Annotated in this window: 18 protein-coding genes; 6 read left to right on the top strand and 12 right to left on the bottom strand. The window is 58.9% G+C overall.

The annotated features are described in order from the left end of the window. Positions 1–250: 250 nt before the first annotated feature. Entirely contained in the window at positions 251–451 is a 201-nt protein-coding gene (locus tag FHL16_RS30950) for a hypothetical protein (RefSeq protein ID WP_077750262.1), read from the top strand. Positions 452–584: 133 nt separating this feature from the next. Here the strand turns inward: FHL16_RS30950 and FHL16_RS30945 are convergent, their stop codons facing one another. The 9 genes from FHL16_RS30945 to FHL16_RS30905 all read right to left on the bottom strand — a co-directional run bounded on the left by FHL16_RS30945 (position 585) and on the right by FHL16_RS30905 (position 7,763). Beyond that, positions 585–1,376, bottom strand: a complete 792-nt coding sequence (locus FHL16_RS30945) for a transporter substrate-binding domain-containing protein (protein WP_042932713.1) — start codon at positions 1,374–1,376, stop codon at positions 585–587. A gap of 160 nt (positions 1,377–1,536) precedes the next feature. Continuing rightward, complete coding sequence (locus tag FHL16_RS30940; RefSeq protein ID WP_010456118.1) at positions 1,537–1,806, bottom strand: heavy-metal-associated domain-containing protein; 270 nt, start codon at positions 1,804–1,806, stop codon at positions 1,537–1,539. 98 nt (positions 1,807–1,904) lie between these two features. Then, positions 1,905–2,327, bottom strand: a complete 423-nt coding sequence (locus FHL16_RS30935; RefSeq protein WP_077750261.1) for a hypothetical protein — start codon at positions 2,325–2,327, stop codon at positions 1,905–1,907. Between the two features lie 104 nt (positions 2,328–2,431). After that, a complete protein-coding gene (locus FHL16_RS30930) occupies positions 2,432–2,824 on the bottom strand; it encodes a hypothetical protein (protein WP_077750260.1) in 393 nt (130 codons plus the stop codon). Between the two features lie 85 nt (positions 2,825–2,909). After that, positions 2,910–3,845 carry a copper homeostasis membrane protein CopD gene (gene copD, locus FHL16_RS30925; protein WP_010456112.1) on the bottom strand — a complete coding sequence of 312 codons (936 nt, stop codon included), beginning with the start codon at positions 3,843–3,845 and terminating at the stop codon, positions 2,910–2,912. Between the two features lie 3 nt (positions 3,846–3,848). Then, entirely contained in the window at positions 3,849–4,220 is a 372-nt protein-coding gene (gene copC / locus FHL16_RS30920) for a copper homeostasis periplasmic binding protein CopC (RefSeq protein WP_010456110.1), read from the bottom strand. A gap of 56 nt (positions 4,221–4,276) precedes the next feature. Continuing rightward, positions 4,277–5,188, bottom strand: coding sequence for a copper resistance protein B (locus FHL16_RS30915; RefSeq protein ID WP_077750259.1), 912 nt, complete (start codon positions 5,186–5,188; stop codon positions 4,277–4,279). A 10-nt stretch (positions 5,189–5,198) separates the two neighbouring features. Further along, positions 5,199–6,899 (bottom strand): copper resistance system multicopper oxidase, encoded by a 1,701-nt coding sequence (locus FHL16_RS30910; protein WP_077750258.1) that lies wholly within the window; start codon positions 6,897–6,899, stop codon positions 5,199–5,201. A 159-nt stretch (positions 6,900–7,058) separates the two neighbouring features. Further along, the gene (locus FHL16_RS30905) at positions 7,059–7,763 is read right to left on the bottom strand and encodes a murein L,D-transpeptidase catalytic domain family protein (protein WP_010456104.1); all 705 of its coding nucleotides are present in this window, start codon (positions 7,761–7,763) and stop codon (positions 7,059–7,061) included. A gap of 81 nt (positions 7,764–7,844) precedes the next feature. On the opposite strand from FHL16_RS30905, the gene FHL16_RS30900 reads away from it, so the two are divergent. Next, positions 7,845–9,596: a L,D-transpeptidase family protein gene (locus FHL16_RS30900; RefSeq protein ID WP_077750257.1), complete on the top strand. Its 1,752-nt coding sequence runs from the start codon at positions 7,845–7,847 to the stop codon at positions 9,594–9,596. Between the two features lie 71 nt (positions 9,597–9,667). Here the strand turns inward: FHL16_RS30900 and FHL16_RS30895 are convergent, their stop codons facing one another. Both FHL16_RS30895 and FHL16_RS30890 read right to left on the bottom strand, forming a co-directional pair. Further along, positions 9,668–10,135, bottom strand: coding sequence for a hypothetical protein (locus tag FHL16_RS30895; protein ID WP_077750256.1), 468 nt, complete (start codon positions 10,133–10,135; stop codon positions 9,668–9,670). A 110-nt stretch (positions 10,136–10,245) separates the two neighbouring features. Next, positions 10,246–11,094, bottom strand: coding sequence for a LysR substrate-binding domain-containing protein (locus FHL16_RS30890; protein ID WP_077750255.1), 849 nt, complete (start codon positions 11,092–11,094; stop codon positions 10,246–10,248). A 108-nt stretch (positions 11,095–11,202) separates the two neighbouring features. Here FHL16_RS30890 and FHL16_RS30885 point away from each other — a divergent pair, with 108 nt between their 5' ends. The 4 genes from FHL16_RS30885 (at position 11,203) to FHL16_RS30870 (ending at position 15,061) form a co-directional block, all read left to right on the top strand. After that, positions 11,203–11,907 carry a haloacid dehalogenase type II gene (locus FHL16_RS30885; RefSeq protein WP_077750254.1) on the top strand — a complete coding sequence of 235 codons (705 nt, stop codon included), beginning with the start codon at positions 11,203–11,205 and terminating at the stop codon, positions 11,905–11,907. A gap of 20 nt (positions 11,908–11,927) precedes the next feature. Next, the gene (locus FHL16_RS30880) at positions 11,928–12,719 is read left to right on the top strand and encodes an aldolase (protein ID WP_077750253.1); all 792 of its coding nucleotides are present in this window, start codon (positions 11,928–11,930) and stop codon (positions 12,717–12,719) included. Between the two features lie 65 nt (positions 12,720–12,784). Then, complete coding sequence (locus tag FHL16_RS30875) at positions 12,785–14,356, top strand: sensor domain-containing diguanylate cyclase (protein WP_077750252.1); 1,572 nt, start codon at positions 12,785–12,787, stop codon at positions 14,354–14,356. Between the two features lie 141 nt (positions 14,357–14,497). Continuing rightward, complete coding sequence (locus FHL16_RS30870; RefSeq protein WP_077750251.1) at positions 14,498–15,061, top strand: DUF1254 domain-containing protein; 564 nt, start codon at positions 14,498–14,500, stop codon at positions 15,059–15,061. Between the two features lie 71 nt (positions 15,062–15,132). Here the strand turns inward: FHL16_RS30870 and FHL16_RS30865 are convergent, their stop codons facing one another. Continuing rightward, entirely contained in the window at positions 15,133–15,465 is a 333-nt protein-coding gene (locus FHL16_RS30865; RefSeq protein WP_238706207.1) for a hypothetical protein, read from the bottom strand. Between the last annotated feature and the right edge of the window lie 71 nt (positions 15,466–15,536).

Genomic DNA, 15,536 nt, shown 5'->3' with positions numbered 1-15,536 from the left:
GGGCATTGGGGGTCTGGAATCGATGGGGCTGGGAGGTGGGGGAGTTTATCAGGAATGGGCTTTTGAGGTGGAGACGAGTCTTACTGGGGTGGCGTTGCAGCAGAACAGAGCGCCTTTTTTGCCTCAGGAAACCGCCTTGGCTGAACCAATCCTGTCGCCCAGCCAAGTTTCATAATGTCTGACGAATTGGCGTCCTAGGATGAGGCGTAGTCGAACTGCCACGCTTCCAGCCCCCCCAGGAACCTGAAAAATGATCTCAAATCTCTTCAAAGTCATGATGATCACCAGTGCCTTGCTGTTAAGCGCCTGCTCAGGCGTCAGCACCAGCACCTGTTTTTCAGATGGCTGCCAATCGTTCGATGGCCATGGCGCCAACAAGTTGAACCTTGGCGGAAGCGCTATCGGTAGCAATTTCAGCGAGTACAGCTCAGGGTTGCTCCGCGACGACTAAGGCGTAATGCCCCCGACGGAAGATGTTTCCGTCGGGGCGCGTTGTTACCTGATGTACCGCGAGTGCTGAATGAGGGACTGTTTCTCAGCTGGACGCGGCTTCGCCAGCGCTTGCGTGGGACGACGTGTGGCGGTTATTTGGGGGCGGGCGTTGCTATCCACTCGCTCAGGACTTTCTGATAGTTACCGGTCACCTTGGCCAGGTGCAGCCATTGGTCGACGTATAACTTCCAGGTCATGTCATCGCGGGGCAGCAAGTAAGCCTTCTCGCCGTACTGCATGAACTGGCTCGGGTTAACCGCGCACAACCCGGGTTTAAGTTTCTGCTGATACAACGCTTCCGACGCATCGGTAATCATCACGTCAGCCCTTTTATCCAGCAGCTCCTGAAAGATCGTCACGTTGTCGTGAAGGCTCAATTGCGCCTTGGGCAGAAACGCGTGGACAAACGCTTCGTTGGTGCCACCGGCCGGTTCAACCAAGCGAACCGAAGGCTGGTTGATTTGTTCGACGGTCTGGTAGAGGGCCTGATCTTCGCAGCGCACTAACGGGATTTTGCCATCGACATCCAGTGTGGTGCTGAAGAAGGCTTTTTTCTGGCGTTCCAGGGTGACCGAGATGCCACCGACGCCGATGTCGCACTTGCCGGCCAGCATGTCGGGCATCAGCGTTTTCCACGTGGTCTGCACCCACTCAACCTTGACGCCGAGGCTGTCGGCCAATGTGCGGGCCATGGCGATGTCGATCCCCGAGTACTCGCCGTTCTCGGCTTTGGAGGTATAGGGTTTGTAGTCGCCCGTCGTACACACGCGCAGTTGGTTTTGCTGGATGATGCTGTCCAGATGCGAAGGGCCGTCCTGTGCCTGAGCGCCGAAGGATAGAGCGAGCAGGCCACCGAGCATCATTGTGCATTTTATGGTTTTCATTTTTGGCGGGCTTTTATCCGGGTGGGTTAGAAAAAGTGGAGTGTAGTGAAACAGTTTCCCGTCTGCTATCCACGACGAAAAAGGGCGCTCATTGTGGGAGCGCCCATTGTTGTGTTTGCAAAATGCGGTCTGGCCTCGATGTCATCCTGGCCGTTCGGACTCAGTGACAACAGCAACTGGAGCCGCCGCACCCCGACTTTTTCTCGACGCTTTGGGGGCGTTCACCCTTCAACACGCTTGCTGGATACCCTGCCTCATTCAGTGCCGATAACAGGACATCGCTGTCGATGTCCCCGGTCACTTTGACCCGGCCAGACGCCAGGTCGACAGTCACTTCACCAACCCCGGCCAGTGGCAGCAACGCCGCGTTGACGTGTTTGACGCAACTGCCGCAGCTCATGCCTTCGACTTGCAATTCTGTACCGTTCATTGCGTAAACCTCTTTCGCCATGAGTGGCGGTGGTGTGATGACAGGGTTCGATGGTTGACCTTGCCACGATGGCAAGGTCAAGTGCTTCTTTCAGGCGGTTACTGCGCCATCGGCATCTTCATCATGCTCGACTGCTGTTCCATCATTTTCATCATCATGTCCATCATCTGTTCTGCGTGGTTCTTGTCGCCGGACATGCCTTTGCCCATACCCATACCCATTCCCATGCCCATGCCTTGGCAATGGTTGTGCATCATGCCCATGCTGTCCTTCATCGTGGCCATGCCTTCTTGCATGGCGGCCTGGCGTTCGGCCGGGGTTTTGGCGGCGATCATTTTTTCGTGGGCCGCCTGCATTTTTTCCATCTGTTCGCTCATGGCCTTGTTTTGCGTGGTGGTGGCGGCGGTGGCGGTGGCCGGTGTGGTTGGCGGTGTGTCGGGTTGATGCTCCTCGACGGCCATGGCAACCAGTGGGCTACTGATGAGCAGTGCGGCGACGAGTGCTTTGAAGTGCGTATGCATGGCAATCTCCAGTGAGTCAGGGACGTACAGGAACTATTGAGCCGCGCTAAAGAGGCGAAGCCAAAGGAGGGGCGGCCGGAACTCCGGACGCTCGGAGAGTGGTTTTAATCGTTGAAGCGAACGAAGCGCAGGCGCGCTGGCGGCCGGGGTGGCGCCGGTCGGTGTAAGGTGAGAAACGCGAACGGAGTCTGGGAGCGGACACTCAGAATCAGCGTAGGCAGCAGAAACAGGACGGCCCAAAGGGCGTGTTCGAAGGTGGGCAATGTCTGTGCGGGGGGCAGTGCTGTGGCGCTGTGTTCGCAGTATTGCAGGCAGCCGCTGGCATGCTGCTCATGACTATTGTCATGGCCAGTGCTGCTGGTGATTTCATGGGCGGCGTTCAGATCATGGGGCGGCAGGCTAAGACAACCCTGGCTCGCCGCTACCGCAAAGGCTAACAGCCACAGTGCGAGCACTTGGCGGATCAGCAGCGGTAGATGGGTGCGGAGCCCGTGCATGTCTGGTATCCGATCTGAGGGTTATTTTGAGCGTAGCCCTGTGTAGGGGGCTGACGTTGATCTATATCAAGTGGCGCCCTTTACGTTACTCCGCGGCCATTTCCATCTCTGGACTCAACGTCCCCAGCCAGGCCACCAGCCCAACAATCAGAACGGCCGCAGCCAACTCCATCACCACACTGCGCCGCAGTGCATTCGCCGCTACCCAATACTGCCCGTTGCGCAACGACCTCTGCAAAAACGGTCCAAGGTGAAACCGGTTCAACGCGGCGAGCACCAGCATCCCTGCAAACAAGGTGACTTTGATAAACAGCAAAATCCCGTAGGTGCTTAGAAATAAGTCATCAAGCTCCAGCCCAACGATGAAGAGGTAGTTCACAACACCCGTGACGGTGATGACGACCACAATCAACGCGCCCACCACTTCAAACCTTGTCACTGCGCGGGCCAGCAGCCGGATGCGCTCTTCGGTTTGCAGAACATTGGCTTTCGCCATCAACGCAAGCGCCACTAGCGCTCCCAGCCACACTCCTGCGGCCAGCAAGTGCAGGATGTCGGTGGTGAAATGCCAGACACGGCGGATGCCTTCATCCATCGCGCCATGTCCGTTCCAGGCGAGAGAGGCGAGGGCGATACCGCCAGCAATCGTCGCAACCAGCAAGCCAACGCCAGGTGCACGATGATTGAGCATCACCGCCAATCCACCAACAACCAGTGCGACGATACGCACGACCCAGGCCAGGCCCATGTCCGTTTCCAACACCATCATCTCGAGGTGTGGACGTAACTCGGCAAAGGCCGTTTCACCGCTCATGGCGCTCGCCATCACTACCATGCTCGCAATAGACAACAGCAACCCAAGCGCCGCCGTCCCCGCCAGCATCAACCGAAACGGCAACACCGCGCCCGACACGCGTTCCCGCCCTTTAAGGCTGTACAACCCAAACAGCGGCAAGCCCAACAGCAGCATCAAATCCACATACAAGCCAAACCGCAGGGCAATGCCGATCGAGTCGCTCATTCATCACTTCACTTTGAACGTAACATTGCCGGTAATCGGGTGAGTGTCCGAAGACACCGCGCGCCATTCGACTTTGTAGGTGCCGATGGGCAGTGGCGAAAGCGGGGTGATAACCATGGTTTTCGGGTCGCCGCCGCCGGAGACTTTGGCTTTCATCGGCATGGGGGCGTGGGCCATGCCGGGCATTTCGGTCATGACCAGTTTCGCGCCGGAAAACTGGGTCATGAGATTTTCGGAAAAGTGCAGTTCGATTTTGGCGGGTGCTGCGCCGACTGCACCTTCAGCGGGGGTGGAGGACAGTAATTTCGGGTGGGCTTGAGCGAATGTGCTCAGCAGCAGTCCCAGGGCAACAACGGTGGTTTTGATCATGCGCATGCGAGGCCTCTTACCGTTTTCAACGGTTGGTTTTTGGTTTTTTTGAGTTGAAGCGTTTAAAACCACAGCCGAACGCCGAGGACCAGGCGCGCTTCACTGCGATCCTCACCTTCATCGTTGGCGTAATCGGCGGTTTTGCCGTAAGTGCGGTTCCAGGTCACGCCAATATAGGGCGCGAACTCCCGGCGGATTTCGTAGCGCAGCCGCAGGCCGGCCTCGGTGTTGGATAAGCCGGAGCCGATACCCCGTTGTGGATCGTTTTTGCCGTAGAAGTTGAGTTCGGCGGTCGGCTGCAGAATCAGCCGATTGGTCAACAGGATGTCGTAGTCGCCTTCCAGTCGTGCAGCGGTTTGGCCGCCCTCACCGATGAAGGCCGTGGCTTCGGTTTCAAAGTTGTAAAGCGCCATGCCTTGCACACCGAAGGCGGCCCAGGTTTGTGGGGCACCGGGTTTGAAATCCTGGCGCACGCCACTCACCACGTCCCACCATGGGGAGATCGCATGGCCCCACAGGGCCTGGATTTCGGCGTCTTCGGTCTTGCCGTTGGTGCGTTCGCCTTCGGAGCGCAGCCACAGACGGTCGATGTCACCGCCGATCCAGCCTGACAGATCCCAGGCCAGGACGCTGCCGTTGTCCGCGTCCTGCCATTCGAGTTTGTCGGCAAGGAAATAATAGTTGAGTGCGGTGTCATGCACGCCGTGGCCGGTCGGGCTGGCATATACGGCGGCGCGGTCGGCGTCGGTCAGCGTCGGGATCGGCGTGCGGCTTTCAGTCGGCGCGGCGGGCTGCATCTGGCCGTCATCCATGCTCTGCATCTGGCCGTCATCCATGCTTTGCATCTGGCTGTGGTCCATGCCGGTCATCTGGCTATGGTCCATACCCTGCATGTCATCAGTGGCGGCCATTGCCGAAGAGAGCGTCAGGCCCGCGGTCACGAGTGCTAAAGATATTGGAGTCAATCGGGTCATGGGATGCGCCTCATTCTTCCACGCGAACTTCACGGAACATGCCCATTTCCATGTGGTACAGGAGATGGCAGTGATAGGCCCAGCGGCCGAGCGCATCGGCGGTGACCCGATAGCTGCGCCGGGAGCCGGGCGGCATGTCGATGGTGTGTTTGCGCACCATGAACTCGCCATTCTCGTCTTCGAGGTCGCTCCACATGCCGTGCAGGTGAATGGGGTGGGTCATCATCGTGTCGTTGACCAGCACAATCCGGACGCGCTCGCCGTACTTGAGGCGCAGCGGCTCGGCGTCCGCGAATTTCACGCCGTTGAACGACCAGGCGAATTTCTCCATGTGGCCGGTGAGGTGCAGCTCAATGGTGCGGCCGGGTTCGCGGCCGTCCGGGTCTTCGAAGGTGCTGCGCAGGTCGGAATAGGTCAGGACTCGGCGTCCGTTGTTGCGCAGGCCCAGTCCGGGATCGTCGAGCTTGGGCGAGGTGGACATGGCTTGCATGTCCACCAGCGGGTTGTCCTTTTCCGTCTCTGGATGAGACTGCATGCCGGCCATGCTGCTGTGATCCATGCCTGCCATATCGCCCATGCTGCTGTGGTCCATGCCGCCCATGCCCATGTCATCCATGGTCACTAACGGTCGAGGGTCCAGGGCCGGGATCGGCGCCAACAAACCTGGCTTCGTTGCCAGCGTACCCCGTGCAAAACCCGTGCGATCCATCGATTGCGCGAACAGCGTGTAAGCCGCTTCGGTCGGCTCGACAATCACGTCAAACGTCTCTGCCACTGCGATGCGAAACTCGTCGACGCTCACCGGTTTGATGTGCAAACCGTCGGCTGCGACTACCGTCATTTTCAACCCGGGGATGCGCACGTCGAAGTAGCTCATGGCGGAGCCATTGATAAACCGCAGCCGCAGCTTCTCGCCGGGGCGGAATACACCGGTCCAGTTCATGTCCGGCGCCTGGCCGTTCATCAGGTAGGTGTAAGTGGCGCCGCTGACGTCGGCGATGTCCGTGGGGTTCATCTTCATCTCGGCCCACATCGTTCGATCCGCGACGGTGGCTCCCCAACCTTTTTCGCTGACGTCATGGATGAAATCACCCACGGTGCGCTTGTTGTAGTTGTAGTAATCCGACTGCTTTTTCAGCGTCTTCATCAGGCCGACGGCGGTTTCGTCGGTCCAGTCGGTCAGCATCACCACGTAATCGCGGTCGTACTGGAATGGCTCTGGCTCCTTGGCATCGATGACCAGCGGGCCGTAAACGCCGGACTGTTCCTGAAAGCCCGAATGGCTGTGATACCAGTAGGTGCCGTTCTGCCGGACTGTGAATTGGTAGACGTACAGGCCGCCCGGTTCGATGCCGTGAAAACTCAGGCCCGGTACGCCGTCCATGTTGGCCGGCAGCAAGATGCCGTGCCAGTGAATGGACGTGTCGACTTTGAGCTTGTTCCTCACCCGCAACGTCACCGTGTCGCCTTCGCGCCAGCGCAGCAGCGGGCCGGGAATGCCGCCGTTGATGGCCATGGCGGTGCGCGGGTTGCCGGTGATGTTGACCGGGGTTTCGCCGATCGACAGATCGAAGTCGATGCCCGTCAACACCTGAGGTTCGCCAGGGCTGGTGATTGCCCAGACCGGCGTGCGCCATAAGCCGAGGCCACCCAGCAGTCCGCCTGCGGCCAGCCCTTTCACGAAGGTGCGTCTTGTAGTGTTCGAATGCATGCCGTTGTGTTCCCTGTCCGTCAGCTTGGAGCTAGCTTGACGATGAGGCTAACGAGCGGTGCCTTTCAGAAGGCTGAGGCTGAGATTACAGTTTTGACAGTTTCACCGATGTAGGCGCGGTGAAGCAGGAGGGAGGCGCCACTGGACGGGCGCCTGTTCTTAAAGGTGTTTTTTTGGCGCGGATGTATCAGCCACCGTGCCGCTGCCACAATTGATATACGAAGAAGACTTCAGCCAACGCTGATCCGGATAGTAGGAAAACAACAGTTGGCCTCCCTTCATCGAATCAATCAGCCGACGAGCAACCGCGGGTCTGACCGCCGGGCAGCCGAGGCTTCTGCCAATACGTCCATTCGCACGGGCCAGGACCGGACTCACATAAGGCGCGCCATGAATCACGATGGCACGGTCAAACGCGTTGTCATTGAAACCCGGCTCCAGGCCTTCCATGCGTAGCGAGTAACCGTTCTGTCCGACATAGCTCTGCTGGGTGCGATACAACCCGAGGCTGGTGGCGAAGCTTTCATTCTGGTTGGAGAAGTTGACGGCCATGTTTTCGCCGCTATTGCGTCCATGGGCGACCAGTTCATGAAACAGCAACTTGCGCTTCTTTAAATCGAACACCCATAGACGTTGCTCGGTCGAAGGCAGCGAATAATCAATAACCGCAAGTCTTTGGACAGGCGCTTTGCCTTGAGCGATGCTGCATTGCGAGGCGCGAACGGCGAGGTTGATGACGTTGGCGTTAGCTTTCGGGGCCGCTTTGATGAGGGCGGCCGCGAGCGAATCGGCGTAGGCTGACGGTACGGACATTGCAGTCAGTAGCAGGGCCGAGAATAGATAGCCAAAACGTAGTGGCGCCATACAGATGTCTCATCATGTTAAGTTCGAGTCTAGCAGTGCGTTGCCAGCCGGGCGTTGAATGCGGGGGATTAAGGATTATTCATGGTGCTTTTAACAAGGTTATTCGTCATAAGCCGCGTATTTTTTATGGGCTTTCTGATAAGCGGCACAGCACTTGGGCAAACGTCGTCGATTGAGCCGCTAAATGCGCCTACCTCCATTATCGAGGCTGGAGCGGATGATAACGTCGGTCAAGCGATTCAGGCCACGCTTGAACCGCTGAAAACCGCTTTTCCGCCGCTGCTGACCGCACCACGCAATCGTCGCGTGGATGTCAGCCGGCTGGTCATGGATTTTTATACCCATCGTGCCTATCGCGCGGCGTGGACCAATGACAGCGATGTCGCGCAATTGATCGCCAGCCTGAACGCGACTGAGGCCGACGGCTTGACCCCGGCGGACTTTCATATCGATGAATTGGTCCGGTCGCAAACCACGATGCATACGACACCGGTGACGCCCGAGCAGCGGGCGGCTTTCGATTTGGCGACCACGCATACGTTTATCACCGCGCTGCTGCAGTTGCGGCGGGGCAAGGTCGACCCTTCGCGGCTCGACATTCACTGGAATTTTGATTCGAATGGCGTCGATCCACGTGACGACTTCAATGCTTTCTTCGCCGCACTCGACAATCACGACGTGGCCAAGGCTTTTGCCCAGGCACCGCCGCAAGAAGCGGTGTACGTCGGTTTGCGTCAGGCCCTGGCGCAATTGCGCGGCATTCGGGACCGGGGCGGCTGGCCGAAAGTGATTGTCGACCATTCGCTCAAACCCGGCATGGACGAACCGGCGGTCGCGCAATTGCGCGCGAGGATGGTCGCGGCCGGTTTTCTCGATCCGCGATTGATCCACGGCACCCAGTACGACGGCGCCGTCACCGCCGCGGTGAAAAAGTATCAGAACGAGCAATACCTGAGTGCGGACGGCATGGCAGGGGCGACAACACTGGCAGCGCTGAACGTGCCCGTTGATGCACGCATCGACCAGGTCCGTGTGAACATGGAGCGTGCACGTTGGCTGCTCTACAAACTCCAGGGCACATTCGTCATCGTCGATATCGCCGGCTACAAGGTGGCGATGTACCGCGATGGCGTGCCGATCTGGCGATCCCGGGTGCAGGTCGGTAAAGCGGCGCGCAATACGCCAGTCTTCCAGGCGCAGATTACCTACATCACGTTTAACCCGACCTGGACAGTGCCGCCGACGATCCTCAAGGAGGACGTGTTGCCGAAGATCCAGAGCAACCCCGGCTACCTCGCCGCCAATCGCATTCGAGTGCTTGATCGCGAAGGCAATGTGCTCGATCCATCGAGTGTGGACTGGACCAATCCACGCGGCCTCACGTTGCGCCAGGACGCTGGGCCTGACAGTTCGCTGGGCCGGGTGGTGATCCGCTTTCCCAACGACTATGCGATTTACCTCCACGACACACCGCACCGCGAGTTGTTTGCCAAAACCATCCGCGCGACCAGCTCGGGCTGCATTCGGGTAGAGAATCCGCTGCAGCTTGTGGAATTGTTGTTCAACGACCCGATCCGGTGGAACAGCGAAGGTATTCAAAAGCAGTTGGCCAGCGGCAAGACCGAGAACATTCGGCTTCCGGTGAAAGTGCCGGTGTTGCTGGCGTACTGGACCGTGGATTTGGGCAGCGACGGGCGAGTGGCGTTCAAGCCTGATGTGTATGGCTACGATGCGCCGGTGTTGCGGGCGCTGAATCGGCCGTCGCCGATGCCAGTGCTGGATTTGCATTCGGCGGTGGGGTCGGTGGTGGCGGCGGGACCGGCGCGGCAGTAGGGGATTGGACTTGATAGTAAGTCCGTCCCCTTTCCGGTGTGGGTGATCTGTCTTCGTTGTTCGTCTGGGTGTTAAAGCTGCAGACCTTCCTGCACCACCGAAAGTAAATTGTTCTCCGTCAACGCAACCGCATCCAGTTGCTGTCCGGCCTGCTCAATCACCTGCAACCACCAATGTGTCTCGCCATCCGCGTCCACTGTGCGCAACAGCGCGAGTTCTTTGCCCGTCGAGTGAATCTCGACACGCCCAGCGCCATCTTCAGTGAAGCGCGCAACAGGGTCGAAGGTGATGCCGTGCTCATTGCCTTCGATCAGAAGCTGGTCGATCGCGTAATCGAAAGTCGCACCCTCTGAATCGCACTCGAAGACATGTGTCGGATTGCGTCGCAGAATCAGGCCTACCTCAGTCAGCGGCTTCAGCCACGCCTCGATCTGCTCATACAACTCGTAGACTTGGCCGGGCCAACTGTCGATCATCTGATCTGCGCTGGTAGACCGGGTCTGTTTCAACTTCGCCGCGAGTTCGTCTGCCTTACTCATTTCGATTCCCTGTCGTGATGTAAGAGTAATCGTAGCTCCTTCACTGCTATCCGCGCTTTGCCCTGCGTCATGTCAGCGACACAAGCGTGACAAATCATTTCTATTCACACTCAATTGCCCAAGACCGCCAACTCCTCCCGCAAAAACTCCACCAAATCCCGCTGCAACCCGGTCAACGCGCCCTCGCGGCTGATCAACGCCAGCTCCGTCGGTGACAACTCCGGCAAATCGGTGCACACGCTGTGCTCCGGCAACACCGCCGAAGCCGGCAGCACGGACACCCCCAGCCCCGAAGCGACTGCCGCCTGGATACCGGTCAAGCTATGGCTGCCAAACGCCACGCGCCAGGGGCGCTGTGCCACGTCCAGCAAGCGGATTGCCCGCTGCCGATAAATGCACCCTTGCGGAAACAACGCCAATGGCAACACGCCGTTGGCCGAGTCCACCCCCGCGCCTTTGACCCACACCAGCACTTCCGGCCACGCCGCCCAGCACGGTCCGCTGTCCGGTTCGCGTTTGACCAAGGCGATGTCGATCTCACCCGATGCGAGTTTCTGCTTCAGATCCGTGCTCATGCCGCTGACGGTTTCCAGCCGGGCGTGCGGGCGGGCGCGATTGAAACCGGCAAGGATCAGCGCCATACGCCGCGCATCAAAGTCCTCCGGTACGCCGATGCGCAGGATCTCCAGATCCAGGTCGCTGGCCAAGGCTTCAACGGCTTCAGAGGACAGGGCCAACAAGCGTCGGGCATAGTGAATCAGCAGTTCGCCATGCTCGGTGACGGTGACGTTCTGGCCAGTTCGGTCACGCAGGAGCAGAGAATGACCGACCAAAACTTCCAGCTTGCGAACCTGTTGGCTCACCGTGGATTGGGTTCGGTGCACGCGTTCGGCAGCGCGGGTGAAGCTGCCTTCATCGACCACGCAGACGAAGGTCTTGAGCAATTCAAGATCAAGCATGGCGATCTCCTTGATATTTGATTTTCTACTGACTAATCGACATTAATTTAATTTCACACTATCACTAGCGGCTCGTAATCTGAAGATCACCCTTCAGAGGATACAAACATGACACTCGAAAATACCCCGCGTCCCGAATGGCTAACCTTCGATTGTTACGGCACGTTGATCCAGTGGGATGAAGGCCTCAAGGCCGTGGTCGCCGACATCCTGCACGACAAGGGCGACCACAGCGTTGAAGCCGATCGCCTCATCGAGGTCTACGACCGGCATGAACATCGGCTGGAGCAGACTCCACCGCATCGCTCGTTTCGCCAACTGAGCACGCTCGGGTTGCAGCTCGCCCTGGAGGAGTTGGGGCTGACGAGTCGGCCCGAAGACAGTCAGCGGTTGGCCGGCGCGATTCCGCGGATGCCGCCGTTCCCTGAGGTGATCGAGACCCTCGCGAAACTCAAGGCAATGGGTTTCAAACTGTGCATCGTCTCCAACACCGACGACGACATCATCGCCGGCAACGTCGCGCAACTCGGGGGGCATATCGATAGAGTCATCACTGCGCAACAGGCCGGGGCGTACAAGCCGAATCCGCGCCTGTTTGACTACGCTCATGAGCAGCTCGGTGTCAGTCGAGATCAAGTAGTGCACATCTGCGCCAGCCCGACACTGGATCACACCGCCGCCCGAGACATGCACTTTCGTTGTGTATGGATTGACCGTGGCACCGGTCGGCAATTGCTGCCGGATTACCGACCCGATGAGATATTGAGCACGCTGGATCAGGTCGTGCCTTTATTCACTTCCCTCGGCTGGTAACAAAACACGGAGACCTCGTCATGGCACACACCCTTGCAGGCGGTTCGCGTTCCGCGCGTTATGCCGATCTCAACCTCGATTCACATGCCGTCATTACCGCCCGCACCGAGTTGGCTGCGTGTTTTCAACTGGCCGCGCTGCATGGCCTGGAGGAGGGCATCTGTAACCATTTTTCGGCGATGGTGCCGGGCCGGGATGATCTGTTTTTTGTGAATCCCTACGGGTACGCATTCGCCGAGGTGACGGCGCAGAATCTGCTGGTGTGCGACTTCCACGGCAATGTCGTGGACGGCGAAGGACAGCCCGAGGCGACCGCGTTTTACATCCATGCCCGACTGCACAAACAGCTGCCGAGGGTGAAAGTGGCGTTCCACACTCACATGCCTCACGCCACGGCGTTGTGCTTGCTGCAAGGTCCGCCGCTGCTGTGGTTGGGCCAGACGGCGCTGAAATTTTACGGCCGCACGGCGGTGGACGAAAACTACAACGGCCTGGCCCTCGATGAATCCGAAGGCGACCGGATCGCCGGTGTCATGGGCAACGCCGACATCTTGTTCCTCAAGAACCACGGGGTGATTGTCGCGGGGCCGACCATCGCCGAAGCCTGGGATGATTTGTACTACCTGGAGCGTGCCGCGCAAGTGCAACTGATGGCCATGGCGACCCAGCGCGAACTCAAGCCGGTGCCCCACGACATTGCCCGGCGGGCTTACGAGCAAATGCGCCTGGGCGATGCCGAAAGTGCTCGGGCGCATTTGCACAGTGCGATGCGGCGGCTGGCCAAAGGACAATTGCCCCACACTAGCGGGTAGACTAAGCTCACAAAAATTAAGGGCTTTGGGCCTTTGCCCATGCCTTGCCCTTACAGGACGAGCTTTTGCCTATCCTCACGCAAGACCCGCAGCAAACTCCTGGCGGCGCTTTGAAACGGTTATCTCTGCTCAAGGCAGCGGTGCTGTTTATCGCGACGGTGTGCCTTTGTCTCTGTGGTCTGCTTTATCTGCAACTGGAGCAATCGCGGCGCCACGCGCTGGACGTAGCGCAAGTCGCGTCTTCGAACCTGGCTCGCGCCATGGCACAGCAGGCCGAAGACACCTTCATGAAAGCCGACCTGGTGTTGACCAGTCTGGTGGACTGGATTCAGGTCGATGGCTACGGCGCGGCACAAAAGCCACGGTTGCAGAAAACCTTTGCCCGGCGGGCGCAGGCGCTCGACCAATTGCACGGGATATTTCTGTTCGACAAGCAAGGGCAGTGGGTCGTGACGTCGTTCGATGATTTGACCCGCGGTCCGGGCGTGTCGGATCGAGAGTACTTCACGTTCCACCAGCAGAACGCATCCACCCTCGCGCACATCGGGCCGGCACTTCGCAGTCGGGAAAATGGGGAGTGGATCATTCCGCTCTCCAAGCGGGTGAACGACAAGAACGGCAACTTCCAGGGCGTGGTGTTGGCCGGAATCAAAATGGCCTATTTCGATCAGTTCTTCAAAAGCTTCAGCATCGATGACAACGGCTCGATGTTTTTGGCGCTGACCGACGGCACGTTGCTGGCGCGAAGGCCGTTTGTGGAATCACAGATCGGCACATCCCTGGCCAAGGGCGAAATCTTTCATAAACTCTTGCCCAACGCGCCCGCCGGCAACGCGATGATCAGCTCGGTGATCGATGGCGTTGTACGTTTGTATGGCTACCGTCAACTCGACGCCTATCCGCTGGTGGTCTCGGCGGCATCGTCCAGGGATTCGATTCTCAAGGATTGGTACGACACCGCATTTCAATCCTGCGTCATCGTTGCCTTGGTGGTGCTGGGTGTCGGTCTGTTCGGTTGGGTGTTCGTTCGCCAGGTGCGCGTCGGCGTACGGGTCGAGGCCGATTTGCGCAAGGCCAAGGAAGCACTGAAGCTGATCGCGACTCATGACAGCCTGACGGGCCTGGCCAATCGCCGACTGTTCGAGCAGGCGCTGGACATCGAGTTTGGCCGAGGCGCCCGGCAGTCGAGTTCGCTGAGCCTGATCATGCTCGATATCGATTACTTCAAACGCTACAACGATGCTTACGGCCACGTCGCAGGGGACCACTGCCTGGCGGAAGTGGCGCGTGCGGTCAAGGGTTGCTGCCACCGCAAAGCAGACCTGGCGGTGCGTTATGGCGGCGAGGAGTTTGCGGTGCTGCTGCCTGACACCGACATTCACGGTGCGTTGGTGATTGCCGAACAGATCCGCCGCAGCGTCATGGACAAGAACATCACCCACAACGGTTCACCCACGGGATATGTGACGGTCAGTCTTGGCTGTTACGCGTTCGTGCCGACCGGGCGTGACAGCATCGAACTGTTCATCGAACGAGCGGATGCGGCGCTTTATCAGGCCAAGCATTCGGGTCGAAACCGTTCGGCCGTGTTGTCGCTTGAGGGCGGTGTGGAGGCGTTGATGCGCTCAGACCGTTGAGACACTTTGCGGGTTGTTTCAGCCCTGCAACAGTCGCTTGTCCGTCTGTCTACCTGTCAGATCCGTCTGTTTTCATCGTCTAGAGTTCCGGTAGCCCTGCCGAACCCGGCGGGGCTCCCCACAGCACGGACGATCGCCAAAATGTTGATAACTCGAGCATTGACAGCCGTTGCTTTAACCCTCGCAGTTTCCATTGTTTGGCCGCAGGTCAGCCAGGCTCAATCGAAAGTCACGCCGCAAGAAGCCAACGCCTTTGTGACTGTGCCGCAGTACCCATCCGAAGATTTCAAAGAGGTGGTGCAGTCGAACGTCGACACGTTGTATTCCATTGCCTGGCTCGATTTGACCCAGGAGCCGCTCGTGATTACCGCGCCGGACACCGCCGGGCGTTTATACGTGTTGCCGATGCTCGACATGTGGAGCGATGTTCTCGTCTCGCCGGGTGGGTATGCGACGGGCACACAGGCCGGTGAGTTTCTGGTGACGCCACCGGGATGGACAGGAACGGTGCCGGCCGGGCTGAATCATTTGCCGGCGTCCACGCCCTTTGTCTGGGTCGTCGGTCGCACCGACGTCGGCGGGATGGTTGACTATGCGACGGTGAACAGGATTCAGGCGGGCTACACCGTGACGCCGTTGTCGCAGATTGGTAAAAAAGCCGAGCCGGTCGCTATCCATGCTCCAGTGGTCACGGCGGGTCGATGAGCGCCGATACCCTCGGCGTTCAGGGCTGTTACGTTAAGTGCACTCAATAGAAAGCTGCCGACGATTTCACCTCATTGGCTGCTTCTACGTGTCCAGCTGCCAGTCCCGCCTCCCGCACCGCCGGTTCCCCCACCAGCAGCTCCCGTGCCGCCGCCTGCACCCGAGCCGCTGGCACCGGCATTTCCACCATTGCCCTCTCTGGACGATCCGTCTCCGCCTGTGCCCCGTTCAGGGGTATATCGACCAGAGGGTTGGTCCGGATAGTTGTTGGGGGTCATGATTGAGCCGCCGCGATACCAGGAACCGGTCTCGGTCGCGTCGGTGTGATCGCCGGAGGCTGCGTAAGTGGTGCCTGTTGCTGCCAGCAAACTGGTCAACAACAGGGTGGTGAAGTTGATGTTCATCAGTGCACGTCTCCCAAGATGAGTCGTTACCTCTGATGGTGTGACTGCCCGGGCGATGGGTGTTGGCGGGA

Origin of the sequence: Pseudomonas sp. FSL W5-0299 (assembly GCF_005930655.1) — a bacterium.
GTDB lineage: Bacteria > Pseudomonadota > Gammaproteobacteria > Pseudomonadales > Pseudomonadaceae > Aquipseudomonas > Aquipseudomonas mandelii.
The sequence above is the reverse complement of the archived record's forward strand: the minus strand, read 5'-3'. Positions and strand labels throughout refer to the sequence as shown.